The organism is Erwinia endophytica (assembly GCF_009295515.1).
Lineage (GTDB): Bacteria > Pseudomonadota > Gammaproteobacteria > Enterobacterales > Enterobacteriaceae > Erwinia > Erwinia endophytica.
On record NZ_RQVV01000003.1, the window covers coordinates 1 to 13,020 of the forward strand.

General features: G+C 49.1%; 8 protein-coding genes, 2 tRNA genes and 3 pseudogenes. 4 read left to right on the plus strand and 9 right to left on the minus strand.

Annotated features, from left to right (window positions below):
* Positions 1–94 precede the first annotated feature (94 nt).
* Positions 95–769 (plus strand): hypothetical protein, encoded by a 675-nt coding sequence (locus tag EH228_RS00205; RefSeq protein WP_420841437.1) that lies wholly within the window; start codon positions 95–97, stop codon positions 767–769.
* Positions 770–898: 129 nt separating this feature from the next.
* Here EH228_RS00205 and EH228_RS00210 read toward each other — a convergent pair whose 3' ends face one another.
* Positions 899–1,321 carry a transposase gene (locus EH228_RS00210; protein WP_152319697.1) on the minus strand — a complete coding sequence of 141 codons (423 nt, stop codon included), beginning with the start codon at positions 1,319–1,321 and terminating at the stop codon, positions 899–901.
* Positions 1,322–1,400: 79 nt separating this feature from the next.
* Between EH228_RS00210 and EH228_RS20765 the strand changes: the two are divergent.
* Positions 1,401–1,637: pseudogene (locus tag EH228_RS20765) on the plus strand (conjugal transfer protein TraD); the annotation flags it as partial.
* A gap of 116 nt (positions 1,638–1,753) precedes the next feature.
* Here EH228_RS20765 and EH228_RS00220 read toward each other — a convergent pair.
* From EH228_RS00220 to EH228_RS00245, 5 genes and pseudogenes are all read right to left on the minus strand, one after another.
* Positions 1,754–2,689 (minus strand): HNH endonuclease, encoded by a 936-nt coding sequence (locus EH228_RS00220; RefSeq protein WP_152319698.1) that lies wholly within the window; start codon positions 2,687–2,689, stop codon positions 1,754–1,756.
* Between the two features lie 153 nt (positions 2,690–2,842).
* A pseudogene (gene ltrA / locus EH228_RS00225) lies at positions 2,843–4,218 on the minus strand (group II intron reverse transcriptase/maturase); the annotation flags it as partial.
* A gap of 672 nt (positions 4,219–4,890) precedes the next feature.
* Positions 4,891–5,571: pseudogene (locus EH228_RS00235) on the minus strand (transposase); the annotation flags it as partial.
* Between the two features lie 242 nt (positions 5,572–5,813).
* Positions 5,814–5,887: transfer RNA gene (locus EH228_RS00240), tRNA-Gly, on the minus strand.
* 1 nt (position 5,888) lies between these two features.
* Positions 5,889–5,964 (minus strand) — tRNA-Lys (locus EH228_RS00245).
* A 371-nt stretch (positions 5,965–6,335) separates the two neighbouring features.
* On the opposite strand from EH228_RS00245, the gene EH228_RS00250 reads away from it, so the two are divergent.
* Entirely contained in the window at positions 6,336–6,635 is a 300-nt protein-coding gene (locus EH228_RS00250; protein ID WP_152319699.1) for a hypothetical protein, read from the plus strand.
* Between the two features lie 201 nt (positions 6,636–6,836).
* A complete protein-coding gene (locus EH228_RS00255; RefSeq protein WP_152319700.1) occupies positions 6,837–7,484 on the plus strand; it encodes a metallophosphoesterase in 648 nt (215 codons plus the stop codon).
* A 6-nt stretch (positions 7,485–7,490) separates the two neighbouring features.
* Here EH228_RS00255 and rsmF read toward each other — a convergent pair whose 3' ends face one another.
* The 3 genes from rsmF to yebS form a co-directional block, all read right to left on the minus strand.
* Complete coding sequence (rsmF, locus tag EH228_RS00260) at positions 7,491–8,924, minus strand: 16S rRNA (cytosine(1407)-C(5))-methyltransferase RsmF (RefSeq protein WP_152319701.1); 1,434 nt, start codon at positions 8,922–8,924, stop codon at positions 7,491–7,493.
* Positions 8,925–9,137: 213 nt separating this feature from the next.
* The gene (locus EH228_RS00265) at positions 9,138–11,774 is read right to left on the minus strand and encodes a PqiB family protein (protein ID WP_152319702.1); all 2,637 of its coding nucleotides are present in this window, start codon (positions 11,772–11,774) and stop codon (positions 9,138–9,140) included.
* Entirely contained in the window at positions 11,743–12,987 is a 1,245-nt protein-coding gene (gene yebS / locus EH228_RS00270; RefSeq protein ID WP_152319703.1) for a membrane integrity lipid transport subunit YebS, read from the minus strand. Before yebS ends, EH228_RS00265 begins: the two co-directional genes overlap by 32 nt.
* Between the last annotated feature and the right edge of the window lie 33 nt (positions 12,988–13,020).

The window sequence follows — 13,020 nt, forward strand, 5'->3', positions numbered from 1 at the left end:
AGACAATTTATGGAAGTCGCTTCACCTTTCCCTGGCAACAAACACGGGCTAACGAAAGTGAAGCGGTATTAAGCGCAGTTATTTACAATGCCAGATTGTTGTGCCGTGGAAAACTGGGCATCAGTACAAATTAGATGTTTCCAAAAATGGAAATCTGGTTACAGGGGTAGTGACCGATCTGATGGATGGTACAGCTACAACGGTTGGCGTTATCGAAATTCCAGATACATTCGGTAAGCTATACTCATCTTCCGGTTTTGTTGAAGAGTATTCCCAAGGGAATGGTCAGCTTTCTTCCTGTTATGTGATGGGTTCTCAAAGCTCAATCTTTCTGAACCCAATAGGCGATGACAAAACAAAGGCAAGGCAGAGTTCCTATACCTATGGAAATTGCAATGATCCTTATGTGGTAAAAGCGGCATGTAATGGTGATGCATGCATCAATACCATAAGCAATCTTCGTGCAATGGCCTCCCCAAACGCACCTATAGTATCGATTGTCAACGATAACGACTTGACCGCAGAGACCATATCTAACGCTTTGAACGAAGTCGACTTGGTAGCTATTCGCTCTCAGGATGGTAATTGGGCACCAAACATCTATTTCCCGGAGCCTAACAAGCTAAAATGGAAATCAATATTTGTGGACCATCGCGCAGGTTACAGTTCATCAGTTCATGTAAATGCTTCTATTACAAAGGTAAACAAGGGCCAGCATATAATGTATATGTCTGATGGTAGCAGCTGGAAAGTTATTGATCCTACCTAAAATTATTCCCCCTTAATACCACCAACACTTCTGTTTCAAACAGTAAGGTTGGTGGTATTATTCTCACTACATGCATAAAATATGTAAACCCTGTTACTAAAAAACTATCCAGTACCATTAAATCCAGATTTAATAATGAATCGTCTCCGCCAGCGCCTTCTCTTTACGGACCAGTTCACGCTTCAGTTGTTTAATCTGATTCTGCTTCAGCGTTGCCCGGTCATCCACTGATGGCACCTGCAGGAATGCCTGTTTCCACTGGATTATCTGTTCAGGGTAAAGGCCTTTTTTACGGCAGTATTCCGCGACTTCCGCTTCACTGAGTGTGCCGGTTTCGATTATCACGGCAAGGCGGGCTTCGGCTGGCCACTGTTCACTGCTTTTCTCTGCACCCGGCACCGGTTTTCCCTCATGTTTAGCCTGATTTCGCCAGTTGTAGAGGGTAACTTCGGATATTCCTTCCATCTGAGCAACCGCCGCGACAGTCATGTTGTAAGGCGGCAGCAGTTTTGCCAGAACAGAGGCTTTTCGTTCAGGGGAAATACGTTTCATTTGTCACTCCGTCGCCCTCAGGTTTTATTTTAAGAGAGGGGGGAAACTATCCTGACACTGAGGGCGACTCAGGAGAGATTTATACTTTTTAGAAGCCAAAAAGAAACAACAAACTAAAAAAGAGATAACTCGTCAAAAAATTATTTTCGGGGCAGAGGTTGCCAAAGTCTTAGGATGTGATATCGGTTATGTAGATAAGGAATTGGTCTTTGGGATTTCACTTAATATATCCAATCTTCATGGATGTGATGCTCATGTTTATAGAGAATAGAGGTAGATTTATATCGAAAGTATTTTAAATAATTCCAAAAAATAATTTTCCTTTATTTATTTCACGTCCGAATGGTGAACCTACCTAAAACTTAGTTTTAGGTAGGTGAGCTATTGAGCAAGCCCCAGAGGGTGCGGTAGTCGGTTCTTAGCCAGGCTAATTTAATTGTTTTTCCAACGAATGTTTAAGTATTCAAAAGATGGTCGTCTACCATCATTTCTTTTTCTCAGTAATTTGCCATTTAGGTTCCAATATTCAGTATCTTTCAGTGAGTTATCCAAATAAATTTTTAATATTCTAGGCGATATCTTTAATAGATTTCTGTCAAAAAGGATATGAATGTCTGCTCTCAGTAAGAGGGCATTTTCAGAGTCATTGACTCCACTATCTGCATGGCTGAGTATGTGTGCTGCTTCTAATACTTCAAGAGTAGAACATCCAGTAATACAACATACGGCATCATAAACCTCAAGAAGCCTCTGCTTAAGCTGAGTCTGCCCTTTCCGTGGATGTCTACGCTGATTTTGATATTCATCGATATTATCATTAGGAGCTTCTTTGGTTTCAATAAATTGACTATTGGTTGTTAAACCTAATAACTTGTGACCATTAAATACCGAAGTAATTAAATTTAGGAGCTTTGTTGTGAGTGAATCCCATGAGAAATTAGACAAAAAACGAAATCCATTCTTTGGTGTTTTTGTTCCTGAATGAATTATTTTTTTTAAATCCTTTACGTGGTTAATATATTTCTCTGGTAATTCTGTAATTTCACCCAGCTCTTTACTGATTACATTAAAATTTGTTTTGTTTGTTGGGGGTTTAAGATGCCAATCATAGAACTTATTATTATAGATGATCATGGATAGATCTAACTCAAATATGTATTTCCCTTTGGGGTTGAAAAGTATTATATAAAATGGCATTGCTCCATCGTTCCATTTTGTGAAACGAATAGAGCAACCGTTATCTAACTCTAATTTTTGATAACAACCTTTTTCATTTATATTATATAAAACAGAATTAACGAAGCTTTCATGCAGATACTGCATGATATCATAACCTATATTCTTATAAATCACGGTGGCTTTTTTCATTAACAATCCTTATTTAATTTTAATTATTAAACCGAAGGCTATTTTTATATAAAACAGTGGTAAGATATTTCTATTTTAACTGAAATGGAAGAAATATCTATATCTTAACCATTATTTTTCTTTTAATTAAATGGTACATGAAAATAAAAAAAGGTACAGGATTTCACCACTGGGTTTGCCATTATTGCTTTTGCCAAATAAAACCCATGTTTTACTCTGCCCGGGCTTTGGTGGCTTACACCAATGGCGCATCAGCGTTTTGATACCCACACGGTATTTACGGGCCAGCCAGTGAGCCAGCTTCCAAAACACCACACGATCGATATAACTGAACACTTTGGCCTTAAAATCAACGAACTGATAGAACGCAGCCCAGCCTTTCAGTTTCCGGTTGAGTTGTTCAACCATATCGATTTTGCTTTCACTGTAATTGCCTGATAACAGTGCCGTCAGCGATGCCGCGAAGTTTCTGGCTTTGTCCCTCAGGATCGTCGTGACCACGCGCATGTCACCGTAACGGCTACGTTGGCGAATGATCCGATGACCCAGAAAGATAAAGCCGTCATTAACATGGGTGATTTTAGTCTTATCCATGTTCAGCCTGAGTTTCAGACTGCCTTCGAGCACACCCCGACACTCCTCCCTGATGGCTCCTGCCTGTGCTTTGGTGCCTTTGACGATAAGCACGAAGTCATCGTCATACCGGCAGTACGCGACAGCAGGTTTCCATTGCCAGTTTTCTCTGACTGCGGTGCCTCGGCTTCGCTGGATACTGTTATTCCAGTACCAGCGATCCTTTCTGGCTTTCCCGCTCAGGTAGCGTTTATGCAGATACTGATCGAATTCATTCAGCATGATATTCGACAGCAACGGCGATATCACACCACCCTGCGGTACGCCTTCACTGGCCGCCCGAAAGAGTCCGACGTCAAGATGTCCCGCCTTGATGGTTTTCCACAGCAGAGTCATGAAACGTGCGTCGCTGATCCTGCGGCGCACGGCCTTCATCAGCAGCCGATGATGTACGGTGTCGAAGTAGCTGGACAAATCTCCTTCAATAACCCAGCGTCCCCGTGTTTCCCCACTGTCGGTGAGTTGTAATTTCACCGTGCGGATCGCATGGTGGACACTACGTTCAGGCCGGAAACCGTACGAGAGCGTATGAAAACTACTCTCCCAGATGGGCTCCATCGCCATCAGCATGGCCCGCTGAACAATACGATCCCATAACGCGGGGATACCCAGCGCTCGCAGTTTGCCGTTGCTTTTAGGGATGTAAACCCGTCTGGCTGGCAAGGGCTGGTATTGACCGGAGAGAAGTTCATCCCTGAGTTTTTGCATTTCTACAGCCAGTCTGGGCTGTAGCTTTACTTTGTTCACGCTATCAACACTGGGGGTATGCACCCCCTTTGATGAAAGCGTGATCCACGCCGCTTCAGCCAGCCATTCTGGTTGTGTTATCAGACGCAGCAGCCTTCAATCCTTCGGGGCGGATCGGCTGTTGCCCATGTGGTAAGCTTGCGTTGCATTTCGCTGATTATCAAAGGTCTTCACCTCGTCAGGTCAGTTAATTCACGTCGCAAACACATTTAAACTGCTTCCCTTCGCCATGTAATGGGGTTTCCCCATCGCGGACTACTACGGAAGCTCCGCCAGCCAGTGCGTCATCGGGGCCATGCCCCCTTAACATCCGTCACTGACCTTCCCCGGTTCACCTGCCTGGACTCAGACATACTGCGGAGGCTGCCCGTCACACTCTTTATCCTTGCTTGCCGCAAGTTGGCCGAAGTCAGCAACGCGGGCGTGACAGACGCTGCTGCCCCGGTGTTTCGCATACCTGTCAAAACACCTTCGACCGGCAGTGCTTACGTATCACTGCCTGTTCCTCCTGCACGGCCTGTCAGATCACGTAGGCCGTGATGACGTTTTCAACCCACAGAGGCGGATTAACGGGTTCATGTTCTTCAGCCTTTCAGTACTTAACCTTGATGATCATCCCGGCTTAGTGATCTCGCCTCAATCCCCGTTGTCAGCGGGTTACATCACCCTGCGGGCATGCCGCAGGTCACTGCCGCTCAGGTTCACCGCCGCCACACTCGGCGGGATTGTTGGGTTTCTCATCGTGAGTTACCGGTTAAATATTCCCGACAGGCTCGTGGTTCATTTGAGCATCCATGCTCGCCCTGAACTCCGGGCACACAGTAGGTGATGTCACCAGCCCATTTATGGTTCAGCCTGCTGGCAGTAAAGTCCTGTTTTAACAGATTTTCAGACACCGGCAGGCCATGTTCTCTGTAGCTGACCGGACTGAACTTCCGGCTGGCTTTTGCCCTCAGCCCCTGACGACGCAGGCTGGGGGCGATGGTTTTCACGTTGTATTCCGGAAGTTCGGCTGCAAGACGTGGCGCACCATACCGCTGTTTTGCCTCAGTGAATGCCTTACGGACAGCAGTATCGCAGTTAAGGCGGAACAGCTGACGCGATAACAGCGCAGACGCCAGGCATACCCGCCGCTGCGGGCGACACACAGACCCGGCACATGGCCTTAATGCTGAACTCAGCCTGATATTTTTCGATAAAGATACACTTCATTTCAGGCGCTTCGCGAAGTCTGTCGCGGCCTTTTGGAGAATGGCCAGCTCCTCATCCCGTTCAGCCAGCTGTCGCTTTAACCGGGCATTTTCTGCGGCCAGTTCGCTTTCACGTTCTGAAGAGGTCATTTGTTGCTGTTGCTTACTGCGCCAGGTATAGAGCTGCGATTCATAAAGGCTGAGCGGGCGGGCAGCGACAGCGACAGCGACGCCGATGCGCTCAGTTTCATCGCGAAACTCCGGCGCATGCTGCTTATGGGGCTTTTTTTGAATTGATGCTGGTTTTGTCATGAGTCACCTCTGGTTGAGAGTTTACTCACTTAGTCGCGTGTCCACTATTCGCGGGTAGGATCAATTTCCGATCATCACATTATCTGTCTGACGGAAAGACGCCCAGTGTCCATATAGTGATAGCCTCACATTGTTGTGCGAAGGATTGATTCCCATCGTGGGTTAAGAGTCGGTCAGAACGGGAAGAGGGAACCCGAAAACGCCCCTGATCGTGGGGAATGGGCTGAATATGCTGAAGAACATGGAGCGACCAGCGGGAATCGAACCCGCGTCATCAGCTTGGGAAGCTGAGGTAATGCCATTATACGATGGTCGCCTGGTGGGTCGTGCAGGGTTCGAACCTGCGACCAATTGATTAAGAGTCAACTGCTCTACCAACTGAGCTAACGACCCAAGGCGGAAAGGATAATAACACGAAGTTCAGGAGAAGTATTGAAATATATCAAGCAGGTACAAAAAAATGGAGACCAGAAACGGTAGGCACTCTTCTCAGTCGAGATCAGCGCTTCTTATGATTGTTGGGGCAGTCAGGCCCCGATAACCAGAAAGTGCAAGACAACACGGGCAAGGCGCGGGGAAGCCCCCAACCGCTATCAACTCATCGCCTTTACCTGTCGCTGGCAAGGTAATAAAGGTCAAATTTGGCTCCACATACTGTTTTATTATCGTTGGTACGCTTGTTTATCCTCCGGCAACACTCTACCCTCAATGGGCACCCATGTACGCAAATTTGCGCCTGTACCTTCTGGCCTGGAGCCTGTCTGATGAAAAGCGATAAAGAGATTTCGATTGACCAATTTACTGATAGTGAAAAAGAACTGATCGCGGAGAAGGTACAAACCCTGACGCTGAAGTTGGGGCATGTGGCGAGTAAGAAAGAGGAAAAGGAAATCCTGAAAGAAGCCAAACGGCTGGTGATGAGGGATCGGGTATTACAGGAGAGCACCAAAGCCGTGATCGCCAAAAAAATACGCAAACCATCTGCGGCGAAAGAGAGCGAGATTAAAGAATACAGCTGGACGGCCTCACGGAGTAAGAACCCGCGGGCACTGAAGGAGCGATAATGGCGGGTTAATCAGCCTACAATCACCAGATGGACTATCCTGGCCAGTCCTTCAATGACCAACGCGCTGCTGACGGCGATCAGTACTAACGTTAAATAAAACCGTTTTTGATTGCTCATTGGCTGTTAATTCCTTGTCCACTAAACTGACTATATATGAACAGATAGCAATATTTCAGGAAAAACATTCCAGAGTGTAATGATGATGTATCAATATCTTAATGGCGAAAACTGGCGACACATCTATATAGTGGGCGATTTACATGGTTGTCGACAACTACTGGATGAACAGCTGCTGGCGTGTCGCTTCGATATTGACCAGGATTTATTGGTTGCCGTGGGCGATCTGATTGATCGGGGAGCGGATAGTTTGGGTTGCCTGGCGCTGCTCAATGAACCCTGGTTCCGCAGCGTTCGCGGTAACCATGAAGAAATGGCGCTGAACGCGATTGGCGAGGGTATTCACCAGCAGTGGTTGATGAATGGCGGTGAGTGGTTTTATCAGTTAGATGGCTCACGGATGATTGCGGCGAAGCATGCACTTAATCGCTGTCGGGAGATGCCATTAATCCTGCATCTTCTGCTTGATGACAAAATTGTCGTGGTCGCCCATGCTGATTATCCTGCTACTCATTATGCATGGGGCGCCGAGGTTGACTCTTCGGCGGTGGTATGGAGCCGTTCCCGTATTGAATCACTGCAAAAAAAACAGGGGGCGCCAATCATTGGCGCAGATGCCTTTTATTTTGGTCATACGCCGCTCTCCACGCCGTTAATTGCTTACAATCAGCATTATATTGATACTGGTGCTGTATTTGGCAATCCACTGACGGTAGTACAGGTACAGTAATCTTTCTCAGGATGAAAACAGTTTCCCATCGCGAACCAGCTCACGTGGGTAGCTATTTTTGATACGATTACTGATCTTTTTAGCCAGTCCGACCGGCTGTTGCTGGCAGGTTACAATGATTTCATCCGCTGGCAGAATGCGTTCCGGATAGATGTCTCGCCCACGATACCACGCTTCAGCTTCAGTTAAAGTCAACTCAAAACGGTTTTTCGCCTGGGGTTGCGCCAGTGCAATCACCGCCTCATGTTGCCAGCGATACCCTTTCGGGAACATTTCCGCCAGTTTCAGCCCGATGCGAGAAAATCGTACCTGGCTTAGCAGAGGCTCGACGGCGCGCGGGAATAGCCAGAGTTCTTTATCACGTTGCCACAGACCATGAGTGTTTCTGTTCCAGGCCAGTCCTGATTTTTCTGCCGCATGGGTGATTTCCTGTTCCTCGCGCGGTCTGACCGGAGTGAAAGGGAATTTGCCGAGCTTATAGCCTGGCAGTGGCAGTGGAGACATATGTCGAGTTTTCCGCAGACGGGCCACAAAAAAGCCTTCGCTGTCGAAGATTTGGGGAAAAACGTGGAGAAAGCCTTCCCCGGTACTGGCTCGTTCTGCCCCTGGGAACAGGGTGTCAAGTGGTTCTATTTCTACGGTATCCGGATACGTAGCCATCAGCCAGGCGATAATTTGCTGGTTTTCCTGGCGATTAAGCGTACAGGTTGAGTAGATTAACGTACCGCCAGGGCGCAGGGCATGAAGGGCGCTTTCGATCAGAACACGCTGGGTTGCCGCGATTTCATCAATGCTCTCCGGTGTCCAGTTGCGCAGGGCATCCACATCTTTACGGATCACACCTTCGCCCGAACAGGGCGCATCCACCAGGATTGCATCAAACATTTCCGGCAGCGCGGCACCGAAAACTCCGCCATCGAAGTGAGTCATAGCGGTATTACTGACACCGCAGCGGCTGAGATTGGCATGCAATACTTTTACCCGGCTGGCAGAGTACTCATTGGCAACAATGGCGCCTTTATTATTCATCTTTGCCGCGATTTGGGTGGTTTTGGAGCCTGGCGCCGCCGCCATGTCCATCACCCGTTCGGGTTGCGGACACCCGGCAAACAGTGCGCTCACCGGCAACATTGAACTGGCTTCCTGAATATAGAACAGTCCTGACAGATGTTCAGCGGTGCTGCCCAGAGGCAATGTATCGGCATCATCGCGGGAAATCCAAAATCCTTCTTCACACCACGGGACCGGCGTCAGCGCCCACTGATAGGGCTCAACCAGTGCCAGAAAATCGGCGACGCTGATTTTCAGCGTATTAACCCGCAGACTACGGCGTAGTGGTTGTTGGCTGATCGCTAAAAATTTGTCGAATTCCACCGTATCAGGCAACAGTTCGCGCATCTGATTGAGGAACAGTTCGGGGAAGTACACGTGTGAGGACACTGAAAAATTCCGTCAGGAAAAAAGTAGGGCGAGTCTAGCACATCTGCGGCGGTGAAAAAAAACCGGTGGAGCAAAGGATTTTTGCCTGAGGCTGTTAGCGGGATCCCGCAATCATAAAGACGTGAAAATACAGGCAGGTCCACAGTATCCGTGGCACCAGACGCGTCATCATCCGCGTCTGGTGTGATTGCCTTCTGACCAATGGGGCCAGCGTTAGTTGCCTGGCAGTGCCGTGCCCCATTTACGCCAGTCTTTCGGTTCCTCATCTTCCAGCAGAAAGTGTTTACCCGACGTTGCCTGCGGTGCCAGCGGGACCGTCGGTGGCGTGGCAAAGGCGATGCCGCCCTGGATAAACTGCTGGAAGGTGCCGGTTTTCACCACCCCGCCAATCAAGCCGAACTTCAGGTTGTAGCCAGATGCCAGCCAGAACACCGAATTATTGCGCACCAGATGCTGATACTTCTTACTTATGCGCAGTGTGATTTGTACGCGGTCAGCCATAGTACCTAACGAGGTTCCGGTAACGGTACCGACTTCGATGCCGCGGAACAGCACGGGTGTGCCGACAGAGAGTGACCCCGCTTCCTGGGCATCCAGTACCACGTTTAGCCCGTCGAGATAACGCGCATCGGTAATCGTTGACTCCTGCAGTTCGAAGCTGCGCTGAGCGTGCCCTTTTCCTGGATCAACATTGATATAAGGTTGCAGCAGGGAATCCAGGTGGTTAACGCCGGTAGCAGAAATTTTCGGTGATACCACTGAAAAACGGCTACCGAGACGGGCGAAGTCCTGCACATATTCGGGATAAAGTACCGCTTTGGCGATGACCTGGTTTTTATTCGGGTTGAGTGCCAGCGATTCTAACTGACCGATGGTGATGCCCAGATAACGGATCGGCATACCGGCAGAGAGTTTGCTGGCGTCATAAGTATGCAGTTCAATCTGACTGCCGACCGCGCGGGCGGCGGTTTCTGAATTATACAAGACGCGCTTGTCTTTGTTGGTCAGTCCGATGTCAGCCCCCGTCAGGTTCTCAAAACTAATGGCGCCTTTCAGCGTACGGTTCAAAGGAGAGGCCTGCACGGTCAAACCATTGCCGTTCAGTTGCACACGGGCACCGCCTTCTGACCAGAACACGCTGTTCGGCGTCAGCAACTTGCGGTATTCGGGTTTGATATACACACGCACATCGAATTCGTTGGCTTTTGGTGTCACCTCGACGATTTCACCGACCTGGAATTTACGGTACAGCACCACTGAACCGGCCTGAATATCCGGCAGACTGTCGGCGGTCAGTGTCAGGGTAGTCGGCAACTGATTCGTGGTAATGCCTTCCGCGGCTTTTTCCGCATTGGCATAGAGAGGATAACGGTCTTTCACTGCGCCTTTGCTGCCAGGTTCGAGACGGATCCCTCCATCAACCCATTCACGGGCGCTGGCGCCCAAAACTTCCATCCCGTCTAACCCCAGCTTCACATCCAGGCGACTGTTGATGATGAATTTACTGTCACCATGCAGCAGATGGCGGTAGTCAGGAGCGATGGCGATGGCAAAGTTGACACCTTGTTCGGTCAGCGTACGGCTAACCACCTGGCCAATCTGCATCCCGTGCAGCATCACTGGCTGACCAGCATCAATGCCATAACTCTCCGGAGACGTCAGTTTAACCTCAAGTGTATTAGGTTGTTGTAGCAGGGATTGGTTACTTTGTAGCACGGTGTAGTGATCCTGCGGCTGTCCTTCGCCCGGGATCAACTCGAAGGTATTACCGGTCAGCAGGCTACTGAGGTTGGGGTCAGAAAGACTGATTTTTGGGCTACGCATTTCAATACGGGTGCCGGTGCGCATCAAACTGATCACTGACGGATCGATAGTCAGCTCACCCGTCACTTTACCGTCGGGTTGCAGATTGAGACGGGTCAATGTACCGACTTCCAGCCCCTGATACAGCAATGGTGTACTGTTGACTTTCAGGTTTTTGCCGTCTGGCAAGTCCAGCTTAATGCTGACGCCACGATGACTGTGCGCCAGATCGGAATAGAGATCGAAATTATCGTCATTTTTCGCCTGAGGAGCGTGTTCTGGTGAGTCGAAGGCAATGGCACCGTTGACCAACGCGGCCAGACTCTCCAGCTCGACTCTGGCTCCACTCAGGCTGACATTCGCTTTCATGCCGGAAACATTCCAGAAGCGACTGTCTTTTTTTACCAGATTGGTGAAGCGGCGTTCAATCAGTACATCAACGGTAACACCCTGATTACCGGGATTAATACTGTAATCGTAAACCCGACCCACCGGGATCTTGCGGAAATAGACCATCGACCCCGTATTTAGCGCGCCTAAATCCGGGGCGTGCAAATGGATCAACATTTCGCCGGTATTGACACGATATTTGGGCTGAGTATCCAGCGCGACGAAGTGGTTTTGTGGCTGGCCTTTACCTGGCATCATGCCAATATAGTTGCCACCGACCAGCGCATCCAACCCGGAAACCCCCGCCAGCGAGGCTTTGGGCGTTACCAGCCAAAACTGGGTGTTCTCGCGTAACGCGTCTTTCATATCATTTTTGATACTGGCTTTGATTTTTATGGTGCGCAGATCATCAGACATGCTGATGCTTTGTACCAGGCCGACTTCCACCCCTTGATAACGTACTGGTGTTCTTCCCGGCACAATGCCGTCCGCAGTATCGAAATCAATGGTGATCGTGGTCCCACGCTCCTGGTAGTTAGTCCAGAACAGCCAGCCAGCAATTAACAGTGCAATAAACGGTAGCAACCAGAACGGCGAAATTTTGCGCCGGCTTTTGATGCGTGCATTAGTCGGTGTAGTCGGCGTTTCCTGTTGCATGAGTATCCCAAAGTAAACGGCTATCCAGCCATTCGACGGCGAGGATAGTGAGTATGACCGATGAGCCAAAATAGAAGGCTGCCGGTCCCATGGTAAAAGCCAAAAGCTGATCACGGTTGACCAGCGACATAGTTAATGAAATCACAAACAGGTCAAGCATTGACCAGCGCCCCACCCATGTGACGATGCGCAGCAGGCGTACGCGGGTTTTTAGCCCCTGTTCACATTTAAAATGAATACTGAGCAACAGTGTGAGCAATACGATTATTTTAGTAAATGGAACCAGGATACTGGCAATAAATACGATGGCGGCGACGGGAATGTTGCCCGTCGCCAGCGACATAATGCCGGACAGGATAGTGTCCTGCTGTTTCGACCCATTAAGGTAGATAATTGAAATCGGCAGCATATTAGCCGGGATCAACAGCACTATTGAGGCAATTAACGCCGCCCAGGATTTTTGCAGACTGAAGCGACGACGCTGATAAAGCGGAGTATGGCAACGCGGACAACGACCACGTTTATCGGGTAGCCCGGTATGGCGACAGTTAAGGCAGACTTGCAGCCGTTCCGGCTCCGCCTGTTGCGCAGGCTGAGGATAAAAGTGCTGCCACAGCTGTTCGATATTGAGATAGATAAGTGTTATCAGACTGAGGATCGTCAGTGAAATAAAGGCCACCAGCCCCGGCCCGGGATCAATATCCGCGTAATCCTGCACTTTGATTGAGGCAACGGCGATACCGACAAGGTAGATATCCAGCATCACCCACTCTTTAAGTCTGTCGAGTATCAGTAATACCGGGCGCAGATTCATGCCAAGAAAAGGGCCGACATAGAGACAGGCGATAGCGACAATCAGTGCGGCGGGGGCGCCGAGGGTGCAAAATGCCACCATTGACGCGGTAATCACCTCTCCCTGCTGTGCCATCTGCATGATCCCTTCCATCAGATTGGCGCGGATGTTAATGCCCAGTAGATGGACAGTTAACAGGGATTCATTGAAGGCAAACGGCATCAGCAATAGCATGGCTACAGCCATGGCAGCCAGGTGGCTCATTGAGCAGTCGTTGCCATTCAGAATTTTGGCATTGCAGCGGGGACAATGCGCTGATTGACTGGGTTTAACATCTGGTAAGGAAAAAAGGGTATCGCATTGCGGACAACGCTGATAACGTGCCTGAGGCATAGCATGGCTGATAGCGTGTATTTTCATAATCCTGATGTTGATGCTTAGGTTCAGCCCGCG